Source organism: Siccibacter turicensis LMG 23730 (assembly GCF_000463155.2).
Classification (GTDB): domain Bacteria; phylum Pseudomonadota; class Gammaproteobacteria; order Enterobacterales; family Enterobacteriaceae; genus Siccibacter; species Siccibacter turicensis.
Window position 1 is genome coordinate 174,190 of sequence record NZ_AWFZ01000050.1, and the last position, 25,240, is coordinate 199,429.

A 25,240-nucleotide genomic window follows, 5' to 3' on the forward strand; every position below is an offset into this window, starting at 1 on the left:
AGGACGTGAATCACCTTACCTTTTTAAAAATAATGAGAATAAGCACCATAGCAATAATTGACCCGCTAAAAGAAACAACAAGTAACTGGTCAAAATAGCCTTCGTACAATTCGGCTATAGCTCTGCATGTTTCCGCTGGAACACTCTTATCATAAAACGATCCTTTGTATTTTATCGTGATACCAAAATCCAGAGCGATCAATATTATTTTGCCCAAGTAAACCCCGATCATCAGCAAAATCATAAACCAGCGGATAAAGAATTTCGTATTATTAGTTAACTTCATAAGATTCCTACGATTCCGCCCGTAGTAGTTTTATCACCCAGAGTAATCACTTTAAGCTTTGACATAAGCCTCTTCCTTGAAAGCTACACTCGTCCCTTAAAACGCGCATAGTAGATCCAATTGTTTCTTATGTAAATCCCTGAAAAATCGTAGCGCATAGTCGTTTATAGTTAAGATAGTCTACAAGTCACTTATATATTCATGGCATATTTAAGTTACGCCTGATATGGAATTGAATATTTTTGCGGACCAGACACATATCATTATTTTATTATTAATTATGCTGATATTTGCCTCAAATATTTACCTGGAAAAGAGGTTGCACAGTTTTCCTTTAAGAATAAACAAATTGACCTGTTACTGTTAATTAATAAACACCGATGTTAGTAATGGTTTCATTAACAACGTAAGTGTATTCATATTAAGAGACATGTTTCCGACAAACAGGCCATCAGTTTCCTACGTGAGGCCGGAGCAGTGGTTTCTACACGTTAACTCTGCCACAGACATTCTGTTTTAGACGCTACATTTTATCCCTGTCACAATGCCCGTAGGCTGGCAGGTCCTTCGATTATTCGGTTCAGCGTGCGGCTGCTAACACCAGCTATCTATAAGCATCACTGCGCTGACACTTGAACGCCGCCGTTTTAGTTACCGGCGTAATCTGGCAGCTTGTGGAGTGAAGGTCTTTGCGTTAGACACACGCGCGTGTACCGCCTTTATCATCTCAGCGGTCTGGGCGTGAAACGCGGAGCGGATTTATTGAGACGCTTTCACGATGAATGTTTGAATAAACACTGGTTCAGCGACGTCAGCCGTGCCAGGATAATCATTAATGACTGGCGGCAGGATTACAACGAGCGCCGTCCATATTCTGCACTGAATTATCAGACGCCATCAAAGGTTGCAGTACGGTGGCGGAATGGGAAATGTGAAGGTAAACAAACCGACATTACTAAATGACGGTTGTATCTAATACTTCGGGCAAGTCACAGGCGCAAAAAAAAGATGTCCGTTGAGGTCTATTGATGTTTCCATGGTGCGGAGGCCGGACTCGCCCTCATGAAGTAATTATCTGAATTACAAGAAATAAAAAAACAAAAACATTGACAATGTATACTCATCTGTATACTTAACCGCGCAGCTTCCTAGTTCATCGAATGCACGTAACGGTCAAGTATGTGCCGATTAGAACCTCCACCTTAGGAAAGTTTTGGTAATTTACATTAGTATCCGGATATGTATGTCCATAGGAATCTTAATGAACAGTCTAATCTTATAAATCCTGATCTAATTTATACCTTCTCAATACAATATAACTAAGATCACCACACCACAGTATTGGTTTACCTGTTGTAGCATATGTACAAGTACCAATAATTAGTGCATGGCATCCATCTAATTCATCAAGACTATTTTTAACCTTGAATTGCTCTTTAAATTCAACTGAAATATCACCATTAATACAAATACTTAACCCTGATTTAATGTTACCTGCATTTAACCAAATTTTGCCATCTTTTGTTTGCCCAACATCACTAATGAAGCCCCAAAAAACTCTACGAGCTCCGTCCATCCATTGTGCAACATTACTAAATTCTACAAACAGCTCCCCTCCTCGGTCCGGTAAATCATTAAATAATTGATCTTTAAACCCCACCTTTTTATCGACGTAGCATAGACCTTTTGACTGCACCAACTTGTAGAGTAGGTTTTTTAAAGTAAAATGTGCTGGATATTTTAAACTTCCACCATCAGCCGTTTTTTCACTCGTAAGCTTTTGTCCCTGAGGTGTAGTTTCAGGGTTTTCCCATGCTGTTTTAACATTAATGTCGTAGCCTTGAGTTAAGCTCAAATCTAATACTATGCCAATGTCGGCATCCGAAGCTGGCAATCCTCTATTTTCATCACCCTCGCCTACAGCTTCGTATGTAGTCCCTAATGAGCAGTTTTCTTGGTGATGGGCACAAAAATGCGGTGAGTCATTTCCGTAACTTGAACGTCTAAACCATGCATCACCCTTACATTCGATACAAAGTAAACTCCGTCTCTTTCGTTGGATCTCAGCAACAGGCAACGCATAAAAAGCATCCGCGCCCCATTCCTTTTCATCAATAGTACAGAAAGCTTTTTCCACTACGACTCCCTCCCTCAAGCAACATATCAATCCTACCATTACTCATAAAAAAATTTAATTAGATGGTATGATCCAGTTCAAATTGTTGGAAAAAGCTATCTTCATAATTTCAGATGTCGAATATCACTTTGTAACTTTAACGTGCTGCAGAGAAAACTGCGATTATGTTTAACCTCTCGTCAAAGCCATCCTCTTTCAACAAAAAATAGCACATCACCTGATCTGCTCACCGTTGATTAATACACCGCGATGTTAGTAATGTCTTCATAAGCCACATGAGGACATCCCCATGATGAAGCGTTTTTCCGACGACCAGATCATCAGTATCCTTCGCGAGGCTGAAGCCGGGGTTTCTGCCCGTGAGCTCTGCCGCAAGCACGCCATTTCCGACGCCACCTTTTATACCTGGCGTAAGAAGTATGGCGGTATGGAGGTGCCCGAAGTTAAGCGTCTGAAATCGCTTGAGGAAGAGAACACCAGACTCAAGAAACTGCTTGCCGAAGCCATGCTGGATAAGGAGGCACTTCAGGTGACTCTGGGGCGACCTTTATCATCTGAGTGGGCTGGGCGTAAAACGCAGACGACGTCGTAAAGGGCTGGCAACAGAACGTCTGCCGCTGCTCCGCCCGGCGGCGCCCAACCTGACTTGGTCAATGGATTTTGTCATGGACGCGCTCGCCACCGGTCGCAGGATCAAGTGCCTGACCTGTGCGGACGACTTCACGAAGGAGTGCCTGACAATTACCATCCCATTAGGGATTTCAGGCGTTCAGGTCACGCGTATTCTGGACAGCATTGCACTGTTTCGAGGCTATCCGGCAACGATAAGAACTGACCAAGGGCCGGAGTTCACATGCCGCGCACTGGATCAATGGGCCTTTAAGCATGGTGTTGAGTTGCGCTTAATCCAGCCGGGCAAGCCAACGCAGAACGGATTTATTGAGAGCTTTAACGGACGATTTCACGATGAATGTCTGAATGAGTCCTTGTTCAGCGATATCGTTCCCGCCAGGAAAGTCATTAATGACTGGCGGCAGGATTATAAGGAGTGTCGTCCACATTCAGCACTGAATTATCAGACGCCATCAGAGTTTGCAGCACGGTGGCGAAATGAAAAATGTGAAGGTAAACAAACCGACATTACTAACTGATAGTTGTAACTCATACTGGGGGCAGGTCACGCTTTACGCACCTTGAGCTCCAAGAGCGCTACAACAGATATGTACTATCAGTGCATTCATGGGGGTTAACCTGACTCGTAAGACAAAAACAACTGGGTAAGAGATACCGTCAACAACTAAGAAACAATAAACTAAAATTTTCAAAGGCTTAAAAAATACGTCATAGTGTTATGTACCTAAAAATATCCGATACCTGAAGATTTCTGCTGCTGTTAACAATCTACAGACAAAGATGTTTTCATAATACACAAATAGGTAGTAAAGTATCCATCATGACAACCCAACACCATAATTCCCATGAATAAAGTGACTTGTATGTTTGCTTTTTTGCTTTTAACATACGCAGCACCTCATATTGCATACGCTGAGGCGGCAACACCGGTGGCTGAAGGAGCGACACAGCCAAACATCAGGACCCCAGTTGTAGAATCAGGCAGAATGAAATCAGGCTCAGAAGAAGTCGTCTCACAGAGCTTACAATCTCAAGATATATCAGCATTAAATTCATTGGTTAATGATCAAAGCAAGCAAATTTTATACATGCAAAAAAAAATTGATAACCTAGAAAATAATAGTGGCCTCAATTTTGCTGTATGGACAGGCATTTTATTAACTTCTGTTGCAGTCATTCTTACTATCTTAGGTATTGTAATGGCGCTATTTTCATTTTTGGGCTATAAGAAAATGATTGCAAGCGCTAAAATTGCAGCTGAACGGATTTCTACAAAAAAAGCATCAGAGGTGACGGAGAGATTAGCTCCATCAGTTACTGAAAGCGTATTGCTGAAGTTAATAAATGAAGGTAATTTCGACGCACTAATTTTTGATGCGGTTCAAAAAGTAACCTACCGTGGAACTGCATTCTCTTCTGGTGATTTACTAGAAGAGAATAACAAGGAGATTACTGAATGAAATTTAATAATTCAAGCGAATGGATTTCTCTTACAGAAGAACAAGCCTTGTTAATAAAAAAATATCAATGCCAGTTCCCAATCGCAGTTGGGGCTATAGCTAGGGAATTAGGTATTACTGTAAAAAAATCCACTTTAGCTGCTGGCATTTCAGGAGAGATAAAGGAAGAAAATGGGAACGTCATTATTAGAGTCAATAGGCATGATGTTAAAGAACGCCAGCGATTCACACTTGCACATGAAATAGCTCACTTCTTACTTCATAGGGATCGTATCGGTGATGGAATTACGGATGATATTTTATACCGGTCTAAACTTTCCGATTTTATGGAAGTTCAAGCAAATCGTTTAGCAGCAGATATCCTTATGCCCGGCCACTTAATAAAAAAGGAACTAGATGAATTAAAAGAGTCTGGTGAACTCAGAGATGAAGAAAAATATGAAAAACTTGCTAACGCTGCTGAAGTATCTACAACAGCAATAAAAATTCGTCTTGGTAAAATTTAAGGAGGATAGGAATGTTTCTCTTAGAAGATCGTTTTGATTTTAAATACGCTCCCATTCTCTCATTAAGTCCTTCTGAAATGGAAGCATTAGAGCAACTTCCAGAAAAAGATAAAGATCTAATCTTACCTTTATTTCCATTAAAAGGATGGATGAGTTCACAGTTATTAGAAAACTCTTTAAAAAAAATAAAAAAGACTATCGGAGATAGAAAATGGGTTGCATTTTTTGATAATGAATATTTGTCAGGAAATAAAGACTTCCTGCTAACAGGAACTTATCCAAGAGAGGTTTTTAACCAATTAGCAGCGTTAAAAAAATCAGATCATGGATATAATAACTGGTATAGCTTCTTGAAAGAGATCCCCGAAGCTATCCCTACAGTTTTTCTTGATGATTTATCTGAACTCGAACTTCAATTAACCAAGTTGATTAGTTTAAATAGAGGTTTAGTATTCGTATTTGAAGTAAAAAAACTACCACTAACTTCTTACAATAAAGTTATTGCTGCTGTTGCAAAATTAAAAATATCTGATTTATTATTTGTATATGATCTTGGGACTATTAGTGTTGACTACAATGAATATTATCAGCCTTTGTTAAATCTAATAAATAAGACTAAAGATGTTGTTCCATTTGCAAGAGTTGCAGTATCTGGAACATCTTTTCCTTTTAATTTTGCGGGTTACCATAAAGGTGAAAACTCTATTTATGAAAGGATATTATTTAACAAATTAAAGAATGCAATTAGTGTTTATCCTACTATATACTCTGATCGCGGAAGTGCTAGGATTGATAAACAATCAGGAGGTGGCAACCTTCCACCTCCAAGAATAGATTATGCATTAAAAAACGATTGGCGTTTTATACGACGTGAGTTTGAAGACCCCAAATCGCCAGGTGATGGTGAGAAAGAGCATCTTTACTATCTTTGTGCCAAAGAAATTATGGAGCAAGAATATTGGTCCAAGAGCCTGCACTTATGGGGAACGCAGATGATTGAGTTAACTTCTAAAAAAGAAAAGTTTGGTATAAATACCCCGCAAAAGGCCACTGCTGTTAGAATAAACATTCATCTATATACTCAACTTCATTATGATTATGTGCTTGAAGAAATTGATACTGATGAAGACTGGGAAGACTAGAAGATCTTTAGCCGAAGATTTAACTTTTATTTATAAAAATCTCTTCGGCCATCATCTACTTTAATTGTTCTAACATACTTCCTTTTAAAATAACATTGCTATTTTTTATTTTGCAATAAGGACTAAGGAAATCCAAATCATTAACAGTAACTGTTCCCTTGACTTTTACATTTTCTAGGAAATTATCTGACGTTAGTTTATATCTTTGCGAAATTACATTTATTACAAATGCTTTTAATTTATCATACGAAATCCCATTAATATTATCTGCTAACATTTTTTTTATATCAGCCTTTCTCCCTTTACCCAGCGAAATGTTAAAAACGCTGGCTAACTTCCGCATATCCCGGACCCTTAACAAGTCTAGATAGTCAGACTTATTCTTTATTCTAGAAGCCTTCCCTCTTTTTTTTATCGTCACGTCTTGCTCTATAACCTCCCAAACTTCGATATTATCACTAACCATTCCCAATATGGTTTTAAGATGTTTAGATGTCGTAACAACAATAGTTTTATCGAAATATTGCTGATATTTTACGAGTTGCCCAGATAATCTGTAAAGACTATCGGCGTCACTTTTTATCTCATATGCTATTATTTTTTTATCCGTTAAGACTGCAAGATCTACACGTCTTGCAAATGAATCTATTGTTAACTCGTTAATAACTGTAACATTACCATCTAAATCATGTTTATTCAGCAAATGATTTAGAACGGTTTTTTTTATTTCTTTTTCAAAAACATTAAAATTACTCATACTGCCGCCATTAAACTCTTTTCATTTCGTTTAAATACATATCCGTATAATGCTGCATAATATTTAATCTTCCTTCTACATCGCTCCGCCTAATACTGCCACATCTGCCATTTTCTGACGGGTGGTATGTTATGTATGGGCAACACACTTCAAGCCCCATGCACGCAGTCAGGCAGAGAAAACCGCCCTGATGCCATAATCTGCAGGAGATAGCCTAAAGTAGAGCATTCTTCCGCGAAGATATTTATATACTGTATGTGATATTAAGTCCCACAAAACTCTCTCTTATACATTTGAGCAAGCTACGTTTCAACCTAAGCCGACATTAAAAAATGTTTGATGTAGGAAAAACATTATCGTTTGGAGGGTAGCAAGGGCAGCCCTACTTCCCCGCAACGCCCAATCTGATTAATTCTTTCCTTTGAAATCAAACGCACTTATTCCCTTTTCCTTGCTAACATCTAGAAAATCCGCCCACCATTGCAGCATCAATCGTCGTTCGTCCAAATACTCAGCCTTATGAATGTAAGAAGCTCTTACAGAATTACGCTCCATATGACTTATCTGCCGCTCTTCTGCATCCATCGACCATAACCCTGATTCAATCAGCGAACTACATGCCATGGTCCTGAAGCCATGTCCACAAACTTCTACCTTCGTGTCATACCCCATCACACGCAGCGCTTTGTTTACCGTATTTTCACTTATGGGTTTGCGAGAGTTATGATCTCCAACGAAAACAAAATCACGACTACCACTGATCTTGTGAACTTGTTTAAGGATGTCCAGTGCGTGCCGAGATAAGGGCACAAAATTTGGTGTACGCATTTTCGAGCCACGCTGCGAATGCTTCTCTCCTTCGATAGCTTCTCGTTCTGCCGGTATTGTCCACATTGCCGTATCGAAATCGATCTCAAACCAACGGGCAAAGCGCAATTCACTGGATCGAATGAATATTAACAAGGTGGACTCAACGGCCAAGCGGGTCAAAGGACTTCCCATACAACCGTCAATTATGTGGAGTAGTTCAGGTAGGCGTTACAGCTCAAGCGCTGGACGATGGACACGGTTACTGGAAGCAACTGCTCCAGCCATCTCTTGGGCGGGGTTGTAATCAATCAAGCCACTTTGAACGGCATAACGCATGATGGCTGTTGTGCGTTGTTGAAGACGAGAAGCTACTTCAAAACGGCCTGTAGCTTGTACAGCTTTGATAGGAGCAAGCAGATCGCGAGTTCTCAGCTCCTCAATACTACGTTTACCGGTTGCATGGAACAAATTATCATCCAGACTTTTAAGCACCCGCCGACTATGTTCCTCTGACCATTTCTTGTTAGTTGCATGCCAACCTCTGGCAACAGACTCAAAGGTAATTGCCTCTTTCGCCTGTTCTTCTTTCACAGCACGTTTGTGTTCGCGAGGATCGATTCCTGCAGCAACAAGCTTTCTGGCCTCTTCCCTCTTTTGAGGAGCATCAGCTAATGACGTTTCAGGATAAACTCCAAACGCCATTAGGTGCTGCTTACCACCAAAACGAAAGCGGAACCGCCAGTATTTTGAGTCGTTAGGGTGAACCAGCAAAACAATGCCTTCACCGTCAGTTAGTTTATAGGCTTTAGCTTCAGGCTTAGCCGAACGAACCTCCACATCACTTAGAGCCATGATGAGTATCCTTTCAAGGGTTCTGTGTGGGTACAAACCGAACCGCGATATACCCGCAGGCGTACCCACATCAGTGGGTCGATGTAGATTGATTCAGGTTGATCAAGCCGAGTGAAACGGCGAGTAAAGCACTGTGTCGTCGAATTTCAGGCACAAAAAAAGCCACCCTAAGGTAGCTCATTTTTGCATCACATGGTGCCGAAGGCCGGACTCGAACCGGCACGTATTTCTACGGTTGATTTTGAATCAACTGCGTCTACCGATTTCGCCACTTCGGCACTGAAGGGGATGCGGAAACGTGTGGATTATACCTGTCATCGGCCACCTTGCAAGCTGCGCTGTGGGTAAGTCCCGTTGAGTGCTGAAAATTTCAGCGCCAGGCGGCGTGGTTGCTCTTATCCCCTCCCCCGTTCCCGGCCCGTCTCCACTTCCTCAACGCCCTTATCCCTCTTCCCGCCCCGTCTCCCCTTCCTCACAACATTCACCCATTCCCGGCCCGTTCTGCCCTTCCACGCCCCCACCGCACCAATCGCAACCCGCTCTCGGGTGTGGCATGTTCTACACTGCATGTCAGAGCCACAAAAAAGGAAAGCGTGATGTCCAAAATCAAAAGTTATGCCGCGCCGCAGGCCGGTGCCGAGCTTGAGCTGTACGAGTACGACGCGGGCGACCTGAAGCCGGAAGACGTTGAAATCAAGGTGGAGTACTGCGGTATCTGCCACTCTGACCTGTCGATGATCGACAACGAATGGGGCTTCTCGCAGTATCCGCTGGTGGCGGGCCACGAGGTGATTGGCCGCGTGCATGCACTCGGCAGCAGCGCGCAGGACAAAGGCCTGAAAGTGGGTCAGCGCGTCGGTATCGGCTGGACCGCAAACAGCTGCGGCCATTGCGATGCCTGTATCAGCGGCAACCAGGTGAACTGCGCGGAAGGCAGCGTGCCGACCATCATCAACCGCGGCGGCTTCGCGGATAAGATCCGCGCCAACTGGCAGTGGGCGATCCCGCTCCCGGAATCCATCGACGCGGCGTCCGCCGGTCCGCTGCTGTGCGGCGGTATCACGGTGTTCAAACCGCTGCTGATGCATCATGTCACCGCCACCAGCCGCGTGGGCGTCATCGGTATCGGCGGTCTGGGCCATATCGCCATCAAACTGCTGCGCGCGATGGGCTGCGAGGTGACGGCGTTCAGCTCTAACCCGTCCAAAGAGCAGGAGATCCTCGGCATGGGTGCCGACCGCGTGGTCAACAGCCGCGATCCGGAAGCCCTGAAGGCGCTGGCCGGTCAGTTCGATCTCATCATCAACACCGTGAACGTGTCGCTCGACTGGATGCCGTACTTCCAGGCGCTGGCCTACGGCGGTAACTTCCACACCGTTGGCGCAGTGATGAAGCCGTTCGAAGTCCCGGCGTTCTCGCTGATTGCCGGGGACCGCAGCATCGCCGGTTCCTCAACCGGGTCGCCGCACGAGCTGCGCACGCTGATGAAACTGGCGGGCCGCGCGAAAGTCGCGCCGCAGACCGAAGAGTTCCCGATGTCGCGCATCAACGAGGCGATCCAGCACGTGCGCGACGGCAAAGCCCGTTACCGCGTGGTGCTGAAAGCGGATTTCTAATCCCGCCCTGAAATAACAAAAGGCTCCGTCAGGAGCCTTTTTTGTGGGTGCTTACTTACCTTGCAGAGCGCGCCGTTACTTCGCCAGCGCGGTCAGCACTTCGGCTACCGCCATGGCGCCCGGATCGGTTACGCCGTCGAGGTTCTGGCTGTTGATGTAGGACGAACGCCCCGCGCCCGCCTTCTGCATCTGCGCCGTGCTGTCGGCACCCTTCTGCGCGGCCAGAGCGGCGGCTTTAATGCCCCCTTGCGCCAGCGCGTCCAGCGCCGGTTGCAGGGCGTCGATCAGGGTACGGTCGCCGAGATCGGCCCCGCCGTAGCGCTTCATCTGTTGCAGGCCCACCTGCAGGGCCTGCGGCAGCGCGTCGCCCTCGGCCACACGCTGGCCCGCCGAGGTAAAGAAGATCGACATCAGCACGCCGCTGGAGCCGCCCATCACCGTTGCCAGACGCTCGCCGATAAGCTGCAACAGCTGCCCGGTATTATTGAGCGGCAGTTCCTTGTTCACCAGCAGCAGGGCGATGTCCTGCGCGCCTTTGGCGAAGGTCGAGCCGGTGTCGCCGTCGCCCACTTTGGCATCAAGCGCGTTAAGGCGGCCTTCCAGCTCAATAAGCGTGGAGGTGGCGATGGCCAGCACCGTCTGCACCTGCACGTTCTCCGAGGCGTGATACTCCACCGCGTCGCGCACCATGCTGTGCTTCTGGGATTTCATCGGGGCGAACGCCACGGCGGGCTGCCAGCCGCTGGTCTCCACCGGGGCGGTGAGCGCGGCGATAAACTCGTCGTTCAGGCGCAGGGCGGTGAGCGAGAAGCCCTTCATGTCGAGGGCGCTGACCAGCGTAGCCGGGCCAACCAGATAGTCGACCTGCTCACCCAATGTCGAGTGCGCCAGCTCTTTGGTGAGCAGGGCCATCTCCAGCCCCGAGGTACCGCCGAGGTTGTTGATCAGCACCGCGAGGCGCGCGTCAGGGCCGGCCTGCTGCTGAAGCTGCTCCGCAAGATGCGCGATGAGGTCGCGGCTGTTGTGGCTCTCCACCACGCTGGCGCCCGGTTCGCCGTGGATGCCAAGCCCCAGCTCGACGTGGCCCGGTTTGATGCGGCTCTCCTCGTCGCTGCCCGGCAGGTTACCGGTCTGCATGGCGAGGCCAAGGCTCCAGAGGTTGTCGCACGCCTTCTGCGCCATCTCGCGCACTTCGCTCAGGGATTTCCCCTGTTCGGCGGCGTAACCGGCAATCTTATGCACCAGCACCGTGCCGGCGATACCGCGCGGCTGCTTGTTGTCCGGCAGGGCGATGTCGTCCCCGACGATCACCATCTCCACCTTCAGGCCGTAGCGCTTAGCTTTCTCCGCGGCAAGGCCGAAGTTCAGGCGGTCGCCGGTGTAGTTTTTGACCACCAGCAGGCAGCCGCGATCGCCGGTTAGCGCGACGATGGCGTTAAGCACCGCGTCCACACTGGGTGACGCGTAGAGGTCGCCACACACCGCGGCGGTCAGCATCCCTTTGCCGACAAAGCCTGCGTGCGCCGGTTCATGGCCTGAGCCGCCGCCGGAGATCACCGCGACCTTGCTTTTATCCCAGTCGCTGCGCGCCACTACGCGGATGGCCGGGTCGATATCGAGTTTTGTCAGGTTGCCAAAGCGGCTGCTAAGGATGATGCCTTCGAGGGCATCGTCGACGAGCCGGGTGCGCTCGTTAAAGAAGAATCTGGACATAATTTCCCACTGTTTTTTGAATCGTAGTAACAGCATAGACCCTGAGAGACAGGGCGCGGACAAAGGCAGAATTAGCTGAACGGCGGGTGAACGGAACCGCACCAGACTGACACAGATCCGACACATGCGCTTGTCTCAGCGCTCCCTTGCGGATGACGCGCGTGAGACGTTACGGGAAAATGCAGTGGCCCCACTAACGCAGGGCTGCTGCATCTTCCGGCCCTGAAAGCTAACGTCAATGCCAAAGGGATGGACTTCTCCGGCATCAAAACCGCCGCGCCGCAGGCGTTGAGTCCGGGCTGGCAGTCGGGAACCGCCAGAGGGCACGAGCCCCGGGATGGGGTATCGCGACCGACCGGAGCGAGACGCCGGAGGCAAGGGCAGCCCGCAGGGCCGGTTTTACTGGCCGGGAGCCGGGATGGCAAAGGGGGCGGCGGCGAGCCCCCTTTGCGCGTTCACGGGCGTCAGAGGTTACATGTAAGTGCGGTGTAACGGTGAACGGAACCGCACCAGACTGACATATATTCGACACGTTCGCTTATCTCACCGCTCCCTTGCGGATGACATTGCAGAGCAAATGACGCACAAAAAAAAGAGAGGCCATCGCCTCTCTTTTCTCGTTGCGCTATGCGCGCCGCATCATCAGCCACAAACTTATCAGGAAGAACGATGCGCTTGGCAGCAGCGCCCCGATAATCGGCGGGATGTTGTACACCAGGCTCAGCGGCCCAAAAATCTGATCCAGCACGTAGAACACAAACCCGAAGCTGATCCCGGTGACCACCCGCACACCCATCGGCACGCTACGCAGCGGGCCAAAGATGAACGACAGCGCCATCAGCATCATCACCGCCACCGATAGCGGCTGGAAGATTTTGCTCCACATATTGAGCTGGTAACGGCCCGGATCCTGGCCGCTGGATTTCAGGTAGTTCACGTAGTCGCGTAGGCCGGTAATCGACAGCGCATCCGGGTCCAGCGCCACCACGCCGAGCTTGTCCGGCGTCAGGTTGGTTTTCCAGGTGCCGGTGACGGTCTGGGTGCCGGTGATCTGCTCCGGGTTCTGCAGGTTCGACTCATCCACCTGGGAGAGGTGCCACACCTTCTCTTTGGTATCGAATTTCGCCGAGGCGGCATAGCGCACCGACTGCAGGCGACGCTCGTCGTTAAAGCGGTAGATGCTGATGCCGCCCAGTTCGTTGTCGCCCTTCACGCGTTCGATATAGACGAAGTTGTTGCCGTCTTTCGCCCACAGCCCCTGCTGGGTGGAGAGCAGCGAGCCGCCGTACATCATCTGCGCACGGTAGTTACGCGCCATCTGTTCGCCCTGCGGCGCGACCCATTCACCGATCGCCATGGTCAGCAGCACCAGCGGGATCGCGGTTTTCATCACCGCCAGCGCCACCTGCAAACGGGTGAAGCCGGAGGCCTGCATCACCACCAGCTCGCTGCGCTGCGCCAGCATTCCCAGCCCAAGCAGTGCGCCAAGCAGCGCCGCCATCGGGAAGAAGATCTGAATATCTTTCGGCGCGCTCAGCAGGGTGTACATCCCCGCGCCCAGCGCGCTGTAGTCGCCCTGCCCGGCTTTCTTAAGCTGGTCGACAAACTTGATGATGCCGGAGAGCGACACCAGCATGAACAGCGTCATCATGATGGTGTTGAAAATCGTTTTACCGATGTAGCGGTCAAGTACACCAAACCCAGGCATCACACCGCTCCTTGACGTGCAAATCGGGCACGCAGTTTACGCATGGGCACGGTATCCCACAGGTTAAGGCCTACCGCCAGCGCCAGATAGAGCAGGTTCACCAGCCACATCCAGATAAGCGGATCCAGTCTGCCCTTCGCGCCGTTGGAGCGCAGCGAAGTTTGCAGCAGGAAGAAGACCAGGTAGAGCAGCATCGCCGGCAGCATCGAGAGCACGCGGCCCTGACGCGGGTTGACCACCGAGAGCGGCACCACCATCAGCGCCATCACGAACACGGCGAACACCAGGGTAAAGCGCCAGTGCAGCTCGGCGCGGGCGCCGGGTGAGTCATTGCTGAGCAGGGTGCGCATATTCATCTGCGCGCTGTCGTCCGGATCGAGCGCAACGGACTGGTGCCCGACAATCGCCTGATAGTCCTTGAAGTCGGTAATGCGGAAGTCGCGCAGCATGGCGGTGCCTTCAAAGCGGGTTCCCTTGTTGAGGGTCACCACCTGGGAACCATCGGCGCGCAGGCTCAGTGCGCCGGAATCGGCGACCACCACGGAGGGGCGCGCGCTGCCTTTCGGGCGCAGCTGGGCGAGGAACACGTCGTTAAAGGTGCTGCCGTTCACGCTTTCGATAAACAGCACCGCGTTGCCGTCGGTGGCCTGCTGGAACTGGCCCTGGGCCAGTGCCGCCATACCGGGGTTGGCTTTCGCCTCCGCCAGCACTTCATCCTGATGGCGCGAGGACCAGGGTCCGGCCCACATAACGTTCACTGCCGCGACGATGCTGGTAAGAAGGGCAAGGATCATCGCGGCCTTAATCAGTACCGCTTTACTCAGACCGCAGGCGTGCATGACGGTAATTTCGCTCTCGGTATAGAGTTTACCAAGCGTCATGAGCAGCCCCAGGAACAGGCTTAATGGCAGGATCAGCTGCGCCATTTCAGGCACGCCCAGACCGAGCAGGGAAAGCACCAGATTTGTCGGGATATCGCCGTCAACCGCCGCCCCAAGAATCCTTACCAGCTTCTGACAGAAGAAGATCAGCAGCAGGATAAAAAGGATTGCCAGTTGGCTCTTGAGCGTCTCCCGGACCAGATATCTTATGATTATCACATTAATTACGCCTGTGAAAACGAGTCTTTTTGCAGGAAAATCGCTTGTTTCATGGCTTAAACGTCATTTATGCTCTTGAGTCGTTGAAAAGATCGCTAAGATTGGCTAATCCTGCGATTTCGCGACTCAGAACCTGTTCTGACGTGCCCGAAACGTAAACACGTTAAGATTAACACGAAGTCATCGCAACAGCGGAGTACGCGTTACGAAAGGTTGCAATTCTAACCGTCGCAACCGCCGTTGTCTTTAAGATTCAGGAGCGTAGTGCATGGAGTTCAGTGTAAAAAGCGGTAGCCCGGAGAAACAGCGGAGTGCCTGCATCGTTGTGGGCGTGTTCGAACCGCGACGCCTCTCCCCCATCGCCGAACAACTCGATAAGATCAGCGACGGCTACATCAGCGCCCTGCTTCGTCGCGGTGAGCTTGAGGGAAAACCGGGGCAAACGTTGTTGCTTCATCACGTTCCCAACGTGCTGTCAGAGCGTATTTTGCTGATTGGCTGCGGTAAAGAGCGCGAACTCGACGAGCGCCAGTACAAGCAGGTGATCCAGAAAACCATCAACACCCTGAACGACACCGGGTCGATGGAGGCCGTCTGCTTCCTGACCGAACTGCACGTGAAGGGCCGTAACACCTACTGGAAAGTGCGTCAGGCGGTGGAAACCGCGAAAGAGTCGCTCTACAGCTTCGATCAGCTGAAAACCAACAAGAGCGAGCCGCGCCGTCCGCTGCGTAAGATGGTGTTCAACGTGCCGACCCGTCGCGAACTGACCAGCGGCGAGCGCGCTATCCAGCACGGTCTGGCGATTGCGGCCGGTATCAAAGCGGCGAAAGATCTCGGCAACATGCCGCCGAACATCTGTAACCCGGCCTATCTCGCTTCCCAGGCGCGCCAGCTGGCGGACTCCTGGAGCAAAAACATCATTACCCGCGTTATCGGCGAGCAGCAGATGAAAGAGCTGGGCATGCACTCCTACCTCGCGGTGGGGGCCGGTTCCCAGAACGAGTCGCTGATGTCGGTTATCGAGTACAAAGGCGATCCGACCCCGGATGCGCGCCCGATCGTGCTGGTGGGCAAAGGGCTGACCTTCGACTCCGGCGGTATCTCGCTCAAGCCCGGCGAAGGCATGGACGAGATGAAGTACGACATGTGCGGTGCAGCGGCCGTTTACGGCGTGATGCGCATGGTGGCAGAGCTGCAGCTGCCGCTGAACGTCACCGCGGTGCTGGCAGGCTGTGAAAACATGCCGGGCGGGCGCGCCTATCGTCCGGGCGACGTGCTGACCACCATGTCCGGCCAGACCGTGGAAGTGCTCAACACCGACGCCGAAGGCCGTCTGGTGCTGTGCGACGTGCTGACCTATGTTGAGCGCTTCGAGCCGGAAGTGGTGATTGACGTCGCGACCCTGACCGGTGCCTGCGTGATTGCGCTGGGCCACCACATCACCGGGCTGATGTCGAACCACAACCCGCTGGCCCACGAGCTTATTGGCGCCTCCGAGCAGGCCGGTGACCGCGCGTGGCGTCTGCCGCTCGGCGACGAGTACTACGAGCAGCTGGACTCCAACTTTGCGGATATGGCGAACATCGGCGGTCGTCCGGGCGGGGCTATCACTGCAGGCTGCTTCCTGTCGCGCTTCACCCGCAAGTACAACTGGGCGCACCTCGACATCGCCGGTACCGCATGGCGCTCCGGCAAGGCCAAAGGCGCGACCGGTCGTCCGGTGGCGATGCTCTCTCAGTTCCTGCTGAACCGCGCCGGGTATAACGGCGAAGAGTAACGCGTTGCCCCTCACCCTCTCCCCCTGCGGGAGAGGGAATAAAAATCCCGGAATGCCGGAATGGCAGTGTTACCATACGGGTTTTCTCCCTCCTCCGGGATGAGAAGCCGCCCCGCCTCTGCCGGGCCTTTACATTCATCACCTGAACCCGCATATCATGAAGAACGCAATTTTCTACCTGCTGGAAAACGATACGCATCAGGACGGGCTTAACGCCGTCGAGCAGCTGGTGTGTGACCTTGCCGCAGAGCGGTGGCGCAGCGGGAAACGCGTGCTGATCGCCTGCGAGGATGAAGCCCAGGCGGTGCGCCTGGACGAAGCGCTCTGGCAGCGCGACGCCACCTGTTTTGTTCCGCACAACCTCGCCGGTGAAGGCCCGCGTGCGGGCGCGCCGGTGGAGCTGGCCTGGCCGCAAAAACGCGGCAGCGCGGCGCGGGATGTCCTGATAAGCCTGCTGCCCGAGTTTGCAGCTTTTGCCACCGCTTTCCCGGAAGTGATAGACTTCGTTCCTTACGAAGATTCTCAGAAACAGCTGGCCCGCGAACGCTATAAAGCCTATCGCGTTGCCGGTTTCCACTTGACTACGGCCACCCCGCCGGTGCCCGGAACGACATAGCAGACATGGAAAAGACATATAACCCGCAAGATATCGAACAGCCGCTTTACGAGCACTGGGAAGAGCAGGGCTACTTCAAGCCGAACGGCGACGAGAGCCAGGAAAGTTTCTGCATCATGATCCCGCCGCCGAACGTCACCGGCAGTTTGCATATGGGTCACGCCTTCCAGCAGACCATCATGGACACCATGATCCGCTACCAGCGTATGCAGGGCAAAAACACCCTGTGGCAGGCGGGGACGGACCACGCGGGTATCGCTACCCAGATGGTGGTCGAGCGTAAAATCGCGGCTGAAGAGGGTAAAACCCGCCACGATTACGGTCGCGACGCGTTTATCGAAAAAATCTGGCAGTGGAAGGCCGAATCCGGCGGCACCATCACCCGCCAGATGCGCCGTCTCGGCAACTCCGTGGACTGGACGCGCGAGCGCTTCACCATGGACGAAGGCCTCTCCAACGCGGTGAAAGAAGTGTTCGTGCGCCTGTACAAAGAAGATCTCATCTACCGCGGCAAACGCCTGGTGAACTGGGACCCGAAACTGCGCACGGCTATCTCTGACCTGGAAGTGGAAAACCGCGAGTCGAAAGGCTCAATGTGGCATATCCGCTATCCGCTGGCCGACGGCGCGAAAACCGCCGACGGTAAAGATTACCTGGTGGTTGCCACCACCCGTCCGGAAACCCTGCTCGGCGATACCGGCGTGGCGGTGAACCCGGAAGATCCGCGCTATAAAGATCTGATCGGCAAATTCGTGGTGCTGCCGCTGGTTAACCGCCGCATTCCGATCGTCGGCGATGAACACGCCGACATGGAAAAAGGCACCGGCTGCGTGAAGATCACCCCGGCGCACGACTTCAACGACTACGAAGTTGGCCGTCGTCACGCCCTGCCGATGATCAACATTCTGACCTTCGACGGCGATATCCGTGAAAGCGCGGAAGTCTACGACACCAAAGGCAACGAGTCTGACGTTTACCCAAGCGCGATCCCGGCGCAGTTCCAGAAAATGGAACGCTTCGCGGCGCGAAAAGCGATCGTGGCCGCTGTGGATGAACTCGGCCTGCTGGAAGAGATCAAACCGCACGATCTGACCGTACCCTACGGTGACCGCGGCGGCGTGGTGATCGAGCCGATGCTGACCGACCAGTGGTACGTCCGTGCCGACGTGCTGGCGAAACCGGCAGTGGAAGCGGTTGAGAACGGCAGTATTCAGTTCGTACCGAAGCAGTACGAAAACATGTACTTCTCCTGGATGCGCGACATTCAGGACTGGTGTATCTCCCGCCAGCTGTGGTGGGGTCACCGTATCCCGGCCTGGTACGACAACGAAGGCAACGTCTACGTGGGTCGTACCGAAGAGGAAGTGCGTCAGGAAAACAACCTGTCCGCCGACGTGGCGCTGCGTCAGGACGAAGACGTGCTGGACACCTGGTTCTCCTCCGCGCTCTGGACGTTCTCGACCCTCGGCTGGCCGGAAAACACCGACGCGCTGCGTCAGTTCCACCCGACCAGCGTGATGGTCTCCGGCTTTGACATCATCTTCTTCTGGATTGCGCGCATGATCATGATGACCATGCACTTCATCAAAGATGAAGACGGCAAGCCGCAGGTACCGTTTAAGACCGTCTACATGACCGGTCTGATTCGTGACGACGAAGGGCAGAAGATGTCCAAATCCAAGGGCAACGTGATTGACCCGCTGGATATGGTGGACGGTATCTCTCTGGAAGCGCTGCTGGAAAAACGTACCGGCAACATGATGCAGCCGCAGCTGGCCGAGAAAATCCGCAAGCGCACCGAGAAGCAGTTCCCGGACGGTATCGAGCCGCACGGCACCGACGCCCTGCGCTTCACCCTGGCGGCGCTGGCCTCTACCGGCCGCGACATCAACTGGGACATGAAGCGCCTGGAAGGCTATCGCAACTTCTGTAACAAGCTGTGGAACGCTAGCCGCTTCGTGCTGATGAACACCGAAGATCAGGACTGCGGCTTCAACGGCGGCGAGATGACGCTGTCGCTGGCGGATCGCTGGATCCTCGCCGAGTTCAACCAGACGGTGAAAGCCTACCGCGAGGCGCTGGACAACTTCCGCTTCGATATCGCGGCCGGCATTCTGTACGAGTTCACCTGGAACCAGTTCTGCGACTGGTATCTGGAGCTGACCAAGCCGGTCATGAACGGTGGCACTGAAGCCGAACTGCGCGGCACCCGCAATACGCTGGTGAACGTGCTGGAAGGCCTGCTACGCCTGGCGCACCCGATCATTCCGTTTATCACGGAAACCATCTGGCAGCGCGTGAAGGTGCTGAAAGGCATCGATGCGGATACCATCATGCTGCAGCCGTTCCCGGCCTATGATGCCGCCCAGGTTGACGCGGCCGCGCTGGCCGACACTGAGTGGCTGAAGCAGGCGATCGTTGCGGTGCGTAACATCCGCGCCGAAATGAACATCGCCCCCGGCAAGCCGCTTGAGTTGCTGCTGCGCGGATGCAGCGATGACGCCGTGCGTCGTGTTAACGACAACCGCAGCTTCCTGCAAACCCTGGCGCGTCTGGAGAGCATCATCCTGCTGCCAGCGGATGATAAAGGCCCGGTATCGGTCACCAAGATCATCGACGGTGCCGAGCTGCTGATCCCGATGGCCGGTCTTATCGACAAAGCCGCCGAGCTGGATCGTCTTGCCAAAGAAGTGGCGAAGGTCGAGCAGGAGATTAGCCGCATCGAGAGCAAACTGAGCAACGAAGGCTTTGTGGCGCGCGCGCCGGAAGCGGTCGTGGCAAAAGAGCGCGAGAAAATTCAGGGCTATCAGGACGCGAAAGCGAAGCTTATCGAGCAGCAGGCGGTTATCAGCGCGCTGTAATCGGTGGGATAATAAAAAACCGGGCCATGGCCCGGTTTTTTTATGGGTGTCATTCTATGGGTGTCACGCAACGGCTGCGCTTATCCGCCCGCACGTCACGCCCTTAACCGCCTGACGCCTGCCTGATACGCTCGAGGCGTGCGTCCATGTTGGGGTGCGTGCTGAGCCAGTCGGGCAACGTCAGCCCGTCATCGTCGGCGTGTTCCTCCTTCAGCGCGGAGAAAATCTGCTCCATCGCCGCAAGGGAACGCCCCTGCCGCTTCATTTCGGCAATGGCATACGCGTCGGCCTCGTCCTCCATGCTGCGGGAGTAGCGCATCTCGTTGACGAACAGTGCCGACTGCAACAGCGTGTCGCCGATGCCGTCCACGTCCCCCACCACGACCATCACGGTCAGGGTCACCAGCGATGAGCGCACCAGCATCTGCAACGAATGACGGTGCCGGTAGTGGCCGATTTCATGCAGCATCACCGCCGCCAGCGCATCGTCACTTTTCGCCCGCGCCACCAGCGCATCACTCAGTACCATGGTGCCATCGGGCAGCATCAGCGCATTGGCCTCTTCCGGGAAGCGCATAATGCGCAGCCGTAACCCGGCCTCATGCCGCATCTCCGGCGGAATCACCTGGGTAAACAGCGTCTGCAGCTGCGTCTGGCGCGCGGCACTCAGCTGGCTTGCCTCCAGGCCCTGTTCGTCGAGATAGCGGGCGCTGTACTCCCCGAGGTGCTGCTCCACCGTCACCGGAAGCTGCTGCGCAATCACGCCGCTCAGCCACGGGAGCAGGACCATCACGTACAGCACCACGGCAAGCACGACCCCCACCAACGCCGCCGCGATCCCGCCCTTATGACGCTCAAGGAAATAGACGGGTGACGGCGTACGGTGGCGGAAATACCAGTCGCGGAACCGGGTGTTGTCGGCGGGCATAAAGCGTCCGCCGTCCGGGAAGGTGATGGCGAGGGGGATATTCTCCAGCGGCGGGCTGACCGTCAGGTGATCGACGGTGAACAGCCGATGCCCTGCCTCGAGATGCAGGGTCAGCGACGCCGGGTGTAGCGTGATACGGGCCGCCTCGCGGGCTGCCCGTCCGGGATACTGATAGAACCCGTCACACCGGTAATCAGATGCCGACATTCAGGTCCAGCGCCTGCACCAGCTCTTCCGCTACCGCGCTCTGGGCGGTATCGGTGTGCGCCTGCACGGTGAGGGTATCAATGTCGCCTTCCACTTCCAGCGTGTTCACCAGATAACGCGCGTGACGCACCTGGGCGAACGGCGTCGCCAGACCCAGCGAGAAGAACACGATCAGCGCGTTGACGAACAGCAGCCAGACATACGGCAGCAGCTTCATGGTGGAGTGAAACGCGATCTTGCCCTGGTCGAGGCGGGTGTGGTTGAACATGTAGTTTCGGTGCGCCACGGTCAGCCAGGCGCGCGCCATCATGCCCCATACCAGCATCAGGAAATACACGAGGATGATTTTACTGGTGTTCGCCAGCACCACGCTGCCGATGGCTTCGCCGTCTGCGCCAAACTGGCTCATCAGCGCCATGTCGTAGATAAACGAGCCCAGCGCCATGACGATCAGCACCAGGAACGGCAGCGCCAGCAGCACCGCCACCATCGCGAACTTCACGAAGGCGGCTTTCTTCATCTTGCCGCTGAACGCCGAGTCACCGAAAAACAGGTTGTTAACGTAGAGGTCGTGCTGCACCGCAGAGAGCACGCCGTTGACCGCAATAAAGCCCGGGATCAGCAGTGCCGCAACCACTACCGCCATCATCTGGAAGCCGGAAGCGATGATGCCGTAGCTCATCCCAATCACCATCGCGAGCGCAAGATAGGCCAGCAGCGGCCAGACCAGGAAGGTCATGTAAGCGCGGCCAACGTGGCAGTGGTAGTTAAAGCGCACCCCGCGGTAGCTGCTCATGATCGCCTCGAAGCGCCAGTTGCGCACGATGATCCACGGCAGCAGCGCAACGAAAGCCAGCACCAGCAGCGTCGCCAGCGTCGGTGCCGTTCCCACCGCGAAATAGAAGACCATCAGGCCCATAATCACCAGCACGCGCCCCAGCAGCAGCTGCGTCGGTTTTGCGTGGTAATCGAAACGGTCGCCCGCCAGTTCGGTATTACCGTAGAAATAACGGCGGGTGCGCACTTTCGCCCACGCGGAATAAATGCCAAAGGTCACCACCGTCAGCAGAATATTGACCAGCCAGATGCCAAGCCAGGTTTCACCCGAGCCATGAAATTTGAGTTTATGACGCTGTGGAGTCGTGTTAGTTGATAAAGAATTCATCCGCTTTCATCCTGAAAGAAATAAATAAAAAACCCTGTTACCAGGGGAGTTATTAACGCGCAGGGCGTGCCTGCGCGATTACAGTCTGCCGCGTGAACGCAGCAGCAATTGTCTTTTTACGCGCGTCGGGTTTTATTTTTCATCTGCCGCGCGTTTGTTTTATATTGGGAACTCGCGTATTTCTTAGCTACTACATCAGGTCAGATCATGCAGAGCAGTCCCTCAGCCAGCGGCGATTTACAGCTTCGCCTGCTTACCGCACACGATAATTCCGCTATTGCGACGGTTATTCGCACCGTATCCGCAGAGTTTGGCTTAACGGCAGATAAAGGCTATACCGTGGCCGATCCGCATCTCGATCGTCTTTATGATATTTACAGCCAGCCGCGCCACGCTTACTGGGTAGTGGAGCTAAACGGCACGGTGGTCGGCGGCGGCGGTGTTGCCCCGCTGGCCTGTAGCGAGCCGGATATCTGTGAACTGCAAAAAATGTATTTCCTGCCCGCCGCGCGCGGTAAAGGAATGGCGCGTCGGCTGGCGCAGCAGGCGCTGGCCTTTGCCCGCGAGCAGCAGTTCACCCGCTGCTACCTGGAGACCACCGCGTTTCTCCACCAGGCCATCGCGCTCTATGAAAGCCTGGGCTTCGACCACATCAGCGAGCCGCTCGGCTGCACCGGGCACGTTGACTGCGAAGTGCGCATGTTGAAAAGCCTGTAACGCAGCGCATCGGGCCAGATTACTGGCCCGTCATCTCCATCGACAGACGAATAATGCCCGCCGCGCGATCGTCCGGCAGCTGCAGCACCTGACGCCACAGATCCTGCACGATATTACACACCTGCTGCTCTTTCCCCACCGCCTGCTGCGGGGTTGCCATCAGTGAGAAATCGCTTCCGTAGTGGTCGGTCAGCTTTTGCAGAATCGGCTGTACGTCCTGCTGCGCGCGCTGGCGCTCGGCGTCGGTGACGGTATGTTTATTAGCACCCCACGCGGCGCGCATCATCTCAGCATCCACTTCCATACGGTGACGCGTGACGTCCTGCGGCAGCAGGCGGGCGGCGTTCACGCCCCCCTTCACTTCCGGGAACAGGAAGCGGAAGCAGGCATCGTCGCTCTGCTTTTGCATCAGCGCGGTCTGCTGCATGTTGGCCTGCATAAAGGCCACCACGTTGGCATCCGGCGCGGCCTGAAGCCGTTTGATCTGCAGGCTCATAACCTCAGGCTGGATGGCATCAATAATCTGCTGTTCCGGTTTGCCCTCTTTACGCATTGCCAGCGTGCGGTCGCGCAGATGGGCCATAAACTGCGGGTCCTGCTCATTGAGCACGCTGTAGATCGGCAGTTTTTCGAACGCCGCGTCAAACTTTTCTGCTTCGGTCTGCTGCGCGTCCTGCCGGGGCATAAAGTAGTGCACGTCCACCACGTTCCAGACGACGATAGCGGCCAGTGCCAGCGCGACGGCACCCGCCTTGCTCACCCAGCCTTTTTTGCGCATCAGCGCCACCAGCGTGGCAATAACCGCGCCGACGTAGCCTGCGAGAATAATGTGCGTCCAGTTCATACCCTTCCTTATTAATCGATGCCGCGATACGTTTTACCAGCCTGAGGAAATATTGCACCTCATCAGGCTGATAACTACCAATATTAGGAGAGTCAGACGGGAACACCGCTGTGAAAGCGAAACTCGCTGTCCGGGCTGAGAATCAGGTCGGCTTCGACTTCACCGAAATGGCGCACCCGGGGGGTGATGTCCTCGTCGGAAATCGCCTGTGCCAGCGCGAGATAGTCCTGATAGTGGCGCGCTTCCGAGCGCAGCAGCGAGAGATAGAACGCCCGCAGCTCGTCATCCACGTGGGGCGCCAGCGCCGCAAAACGCTCGCAGGAGCGCGCTTCAATGTAGGCCCCGCAGATAAGCTTATCGATAAGCTTTTGCGGCTCCCAGGTGCGGATATCGCGGATCAGCCCGCGCGCATAGCGGCTGGCGGTGATCTTCACATAGGGGATATTGCGCGTCAGCATCACTTCACGCACCTGCCAGAAGTGGTGCAGCTCCTCTTTAATCAGCAGCACCATGCTGTCGAGCAGCCGCTGGCCCCACGGATCGTCGGTCTTCGGCATCACGCTCTTGCCGATACGCTTGTGCAGGGCGACAAAATCCGGCTCCGGGCCGCCGCCAAAGGTGAAGGACTCGTAGGGTTTCAGCCAGCCCAGCAGCGCGTCGGAACCGCTTTTGTCGGCGACGTATTTGCGGATCAGCAGCATCGCGGTCTGGGCGGCTTTCAGTTCGCACACCATGTGATCGGTCAGCAGCAGCGGCAGGTTCTCAGGAGCTTTGGCGCGGTCTATCCAGGCGTCTGGGGTCGGGCAGGGGAGAAAGTCGAGTACCGGGGCGAGCAGTTGCGGGTAATTCATGTCCAGTCCTTGCAATGCGGCAGCAGGCGCTGCCGCACGGTTACTCAGTGACGAATACCGTCGTCCTCGTCGTCGACGTACTCTTCGTCATCATCGCCCTCTTCGCCGTTCGGATCTTCGAAGTAGGTGCCCCAGCCGTCGTACTCCACGCCCATCTTCTCGGCCAGGTTCAGCAGTTGCTCAACCTGGGCGTCGATCAGTTCCGCGTTCAGCGCGCACTCGCTCACCACGTCGCAGCAGATGACGGTATCGCCCTCTTCCACTTCCAGCTCTTCCGGATCGGTCACTTCATAACCGAGTTTGAAGGCTTCAACGGCGGCTTTTTCCAGGGTTTCAAAGTCGTCAGCCGACAGGTGGTGTTCGATGGTGTACAGCGCGTCCGGATCGCTGCCATCTTCCAGTAATTCTTCAATAATCAAACGCGTTTCTTCGCGCTGCTCTTCCAGGTGTTCCGGGTTTGCCATGTTTCGTTCCTCATAGGTGGCAGATACTCTTATTTTCACACACCCAGGTGAATGCCTCCACCTTTCCCGGCAAAGATTTCTCCGTCG

Annotated in this window: 18 protein-coding genes, 1 tRNA gene and 4 pseudogenes; 10 read left to right on the top strand and 13 right to left on the bottom strand. The window is 53.4% G+C overall.

Annotation, left to right across the window (positions count from 1 at the left end):
• Positions 1-10: 10 nt before the first annotated feature.
• On the bottom strand, positions 11-286 hold the full coding sequence (locus DW58_RS16725) for a hypothetical protein (RefSeq protein WP_024548877.1): 276 nt from the start codon (positions 284-286) through the stop codon (positions 11-13).
• A 572-nt stretch (positions 287-858) separates the two neighbouring features.
• Between DW58_RS16725 and DW58_RS21030 the strand changes: the two are divergent.
• Positions 859-1,249: pseudogene (locus tag DW58_RS21030) on the top strand (integrase core domain-containing protein); the annotation flags it as partial.
• A gap of 313 nt (positions 1,250-1,562) precedes the next feature.
• On the opposite strand, the gene DW58_RS20395 reads toward DW58_RS21030, so the two are convergent.
• Complete coding sequence (locus DW58_RS20395) at positions 1,563-2,423, bottom strand: hypothetical protein (RefSeq protein WP_071789246.1); 861 nt, start codon at positions 2,421-2,423, stop codon at positions 1,563-1,565.
• Between the two features lie 289 nt (positions 2,424-2,712).
• Between DW58_RS20395 and DW58_RS20715 the strand changes: the two are divergent.
• The 4 genes and pseudogenes from DW58_RS20715 to DW58_RS16750 all read left to right on the top strand — a co-directional run bounded on the left by DW58_RS20715 (position 2,713) and on the right by DW58_RS16750 (position 6,164).
• Positions 2,713-3,574: pseudogene (locus DW58_RS20715) on the top strand (IS3 family transposase).
• A 345-nt stretch (positions 3,575-3,919) separates the two neighbouring features.
• A complete protein-coding gene (locus tag DW58_RS16740) occupies positions 3,920-4,516 on the top strand; it encodes a hypothetical protein (RefSeq protein WP_235810702.1) in 597 nt (198 codons plus the stop codon).
• On the top strand, positions 4,513-5,022 hold the full coding sequence (locus DW58_RS16745) for an ImmA/IrrE family metallo-endopeptidase (RefSeq protein ID WP_024548881.1): 510 nt from the start codon (positions 4,513-4,515) through the stop codon (positions 5,020-5,022). The genes DW58_RS16740 and DW58_RS16745 overlap by 4 nt, the downstream gene beginning before the upstream one ends.
• A gap of 11 nt (positions 5,023-5,033) precedes the next feature.
• The gene (locus tag DW58_RS16750; RefSeq protein WP_024548882.1) at positions 5,034-6,164 is read left to right on the top strand and encodes a beta family protein; all 1,131 of its coding nucleotides are present in this window, start codon (positions 5,034-5,036) and stop codon (positions 6,162-6,164) included.
• A 55-nt stretch (positions 6,165-6,219) separates the two neighbouring features.
• On the opposite strand, the gene DW58_RS16755 is transcribed toward DW58_RS16750, so the two are convergent.
• The 3 genes and pseudogenes from DW58_RS16755 to DW58_RS16765 form a co-directional block, all read right to left on the bottom strand.
• On the bottom strand, positions 6,220-6,921 hold the full coding sequence (locus DW58_RS16755; RefSeq protein ID WP_024548883.1) for a sce7726 family protein: 702 nt from the start codon (positions 6,919-6,921) through the stop codon (positions 6,220-6,222).
• Between the two features lie 408 nt (positions 6,922-7,329).
• A pseudogene (locus DW58_RS16760) lies at positions 7,330-8,583 on the bottom strand (tyrosine-type recombinase/integrase).
• A 193-nt stretch (positions 8,584-8,776) separates the two neighbouring features.
• Positions 8,777-8,861 (bottom strand) — tRNA-Leu (locus DW58_RS16765).
• A gap of 318 nt (positions 8,862-9,179) precedes the next feature.
• Between DW58_RS16765 and ahr the strand changes: the two genes are divergently transcribed.
• Positions 9,180-10,199, top strand: coding sequence for an NADPH-dependent aldehyde reductase Ahr (gene ahr, locus DW58_RS16770; RefSeq protein ID WP_024548884.1), 1,020 nt, complete (start codon positions 9,180-9,182; stop codon positions 10,197-10,199).
• Positions 10,200-10,274: 75 nt separating this feature from the next.
• On the opposite strand, the gene DW58_RS16775 is transcribed toward ahr, so the two are convergent.
• The 3 genes from DW58_RS16775 to lptF all read right to left on the bottom strand — a co-directional run bounded on the left by DW58_RS16775 (position 10,275) and on the right by lptF (position 14,720).
• Entirely contained in the window at positions 10,275-11,912 is a 1,638-nt protein-coding gene (locus DW58_RS16775; RefSeq protein ID WP_024548885.1) for a dihydroxyacetone kinase subunit DhaK, read from the bottom strand.
• Between the two features lie 625 nt (positions 11,913-12,537).
• Positions 12,538-13,620 (bottom strand): LPS export ABC transporter permease LptG, encoded by a 1,083-nt coding sequence (lptG, locus tag DW58_RS16780; RefSeq protein ID WP_024548886.1) that lies wholly within the window; start codon positions 13,618-13,620, stop codon positions 12,538-12,540.
• Positions 13,620-14,720 (bottom strand): LPS export ABC transporter permease LptF, encoded by a 1,101-nt coding sequence (gene lptF, locus DW58_RS16785; protein WP_024548887.1) that lies wholly within the window; start codon positions 14,718-14,720, stop codon positions 13,620-13,622. Before lptF ends, lptG begins: the two co-directional genes overlap by 1 nt.
• Positions 14,721-14,988: 268 nt before the next feature.
• On the opposite strand from lptF, the gene pepA reads away from it, so the two are divergent.
• The 3 genes from pepA to DW58_RS16800 all read left to right on the top strand — a co-directional run bounded on the left by pepA (position 14,989) and on the right by DW58_RS16800 (position 19,977).
• Positions 14,989-16,500, top strand: a complete 1,512-nt coding sequence (gene pepA, locus DW58_RS16790) for a leucyl aminopeptidase (RefSeq protein ID WP_024548888.1) — start codon at positions 14,989-14,991, stop codon at positions 16,498-16,500.
• 157 nt (positions 16,501-16,657) lie between these two features.
• Complete coding sequence (locus DW58_RS16795; protein ID WP_024548889.1) at positions 16,658-17,116, top strand: DNA polymerase III subunit chi; 459 nt, start codon at positions 16,658-16,660, stop codon at positions 17,114-17,116.
• 5 nt (positions 17,117-17,121) lie between these two features.
• Positions 17,122-19,977 carry a valine--tRNA ligase gene (locus DW58_RS16800; protein WP_024548890.1) on the top strand — a complete coding sequence of 952 codons (2,856 nt, stop codon included), beginning with the start codon at positions 17,122-17,124 and terminating at the stop codon, positions 19,975-19,977.
• A gap of 103 nt (positions 19,978-20,080) precedes the next feature.
• Here the strand turns inward: DW58_RS16800 and DW58_RS16805 are convergent, their stop codons facing one another.
• Positions 20,081-21,112 (bottom strand): M48 family metallopeptidase, encoded by a 1,032-nt coding sequence (locus DW58_RS16805; protein WP_024548891.1) that lies wholly within the window; start codon positions 21,110-21,112, stop codon positions 20,081-20,083.
• Positions 21,099-22,277: a YjgN family protein gene (locus tag DW58_RS16810; protein WP_024548892.1), complete on the bottom strand. Its 1,179-nt coding sequence runs from the start codon at positions 22,275-22,277 to the stop codon at positions 21,099-21,101. Before DW58_RS16810 ends, DW58_RS16805 begins: the two co-directional genes overlap by 14 nt.
• Positions 22,278-22,484: 207 nt before the next feature.
• Here DW58_RS16810 and DW58_RS16815 point away from each other — a divergent pair, with 207 nt between their 5' ends.
• Complete coding sequence (locus tag DW58_RS16815) at positions 22,485-22,994, top strand: GNAT family N-acetyltransferase (protein ID WP_024548893.1); 510 nt, start codon at positions 22,485-22,487, stop codon at positions 22,992-22,994.
• Positions 22,995-23,013: 19 nt separating this feature from the next.
• Here DW58_RS16815 and DW58_RS16820 read toward each other — a convergent pair whose 3' ends face one another.
• The 3 genes and pseudogenes from DW58_RS16820 to rraB form a co-directional block, all read right to left on the bottom strand.
• Positions 23,014-23,838 (bottom strand): hypothetical protein, encoded by an 825-nt coding sequence (locus DW58_RS16820; protein WP_024548894.1) that lies wholly within the window; start codon positions 23,836-23,838, stop codon positions 23,014-23,016.
• A 92-nt stretch (positions 23,839-23,930) separates the two neighbouring features.
• A pseudogene (miaE, locus tag DW58_RS16825) lies at positions 23,931-24,727 on the bottom strand (tRNA isopentenyl-2-thiomethyl-A-37 hydroxylase MiaE).
• A 6-nt stretch (positions 24,728-24,733) separates the two neighbouring features.
• Positions 24,734-25,153 carry a ribonuclease E inhibitor RraB gene (rraB, locus tag DW58_RS16830; RefSeq protein WP_024548896.1) on the bottom strand — a complete coding sequence of 140 codons (420 nt, stop codon included), beginning with the start codon at positions 25,151-25,153 and terminating at the stop codon, positions 24,734-24,736.
• Between the last annotated feature and the right edge of the window lie 87 nt (positions 25,154-25,240).

What these genes read in the sequence shown, in the direction of transcription:
- DW58_RS16725 (WP_024548877.1), bottom strand. Translation starts at nt 286, where the DNA reads ATGAAGTTAACTAATAATACGAAATTCTTTATCCGCTGGTTTATGATT.
- DW58_RS16800 (WP_024548890.1), top strand. Translation starts at nt 17,122, where the DNA reads ATGGAAAAGACATATAACCCGCAAGATATCGAACAGCCGCTTTACGAG.
- DW58_RS16805 (WP_024548891.1), bottom strand. Translation starts at nt 21,112, where the DNA reads ATGTCGGCATCTGATTACCGGTGTGACGGGTTCTATCAGTATCCCGGA.
- DW58_RS16740 (WP_235810702.1), top strand. Translation starts at nt 3,920, where the DNA reads ATGTTTGCTTTTTTGCTTTTAACATACGCAGCACCTCATATTGCATAC.
- pepA (WP_024548888.1), top strand. Translation starts at nt 14,989, where the DNA reads ATGGAGTTCAGTGTAAAAAGCGGTAGCCCGGAGAAACAGCGGAGTGCC.
- DW58_RS16750 (WP_024548882.1), top strand. Translation starts at nt 5,034, where the DNA reads ATGTTTCTCTTAGAAGATCGTTTTGATTTTAAATACGCTCCCATTCTC.
- rraB (WP_024548896.1), bottom strand. Translation starts at nt 25,153, where the DNA reads ATGGCAAACCCGGAACACCTGGAAGAGCAGCGCGAAGAAACGCGTTTG.
- ahr (WP_024548884.1), top strand. Translation starts at nt 9,180, where the DNA reads ATGTCCAAAATCAAAAGTTATGCCGCGCCGCAGGCCGGTGCCGAGCTT.
- DW58_RS16820 (WP_024548894.1), bottom strand. Translation starts at nt 23,838, where the DNA reads ATGAACTGGACGCACATTATTCTCGCAGGCTACGTCGGCGCGGTTATT.
- DW58_RS16775 (WP_024548885.1), bottom strand. Translation starts at nt 11,912, where the DNA reads ATGTCCAGATTCTTCTTTAACGAGCGCACCCGGCTCGTCGACGATGCC.
- DW58_RS16815 (WP_024548893.1), top strand. Translation starts at nt 22,485, where the DNA reads ATGCAGAGCAGTCCCTCAGCCAGCGGCGATTTACAGCTTCGCCTGCTT.
- DW58_RS16755 (WP_024548883.1), bottom strand. Translation starts at nt 6,921, where the DNA reads ATGAGTAATTTTAATGTTTTTGAAAAAGAAATAAAAAAAACCGTTCTA.
- DW58_RS16795 (WP_024548889.1), top strand. Translation starts at nt 16,658, where the DNA reads ATGAAGAACGCAATTTTCTACCTGCTGGAAAACGATACGCATCAGGAC.
- DW58_RS16810 (WP_024548892.1), bottom strand. Translation starts at nt 22,277, where the DNA reads ATGAATTCTTTATCAACTAACACGACTCCACAGCGTCATAAACTCAAA.
- DW58_RS16745 (WP_024548881.1), top strand. Translation starts at nt 4,513, where the DNA reads ATGAAATTTAATAATTCAAGCGAATGGATTTCTCTTACAGAAGAACAA.
- lptG (WP_024548886.1), bottom strand. Translation starts at nt 13,620, where the DNA reads ATGCCTGGGTTTGGTGTACTTGACCGCTACATCGGTAAAACGATTTTC.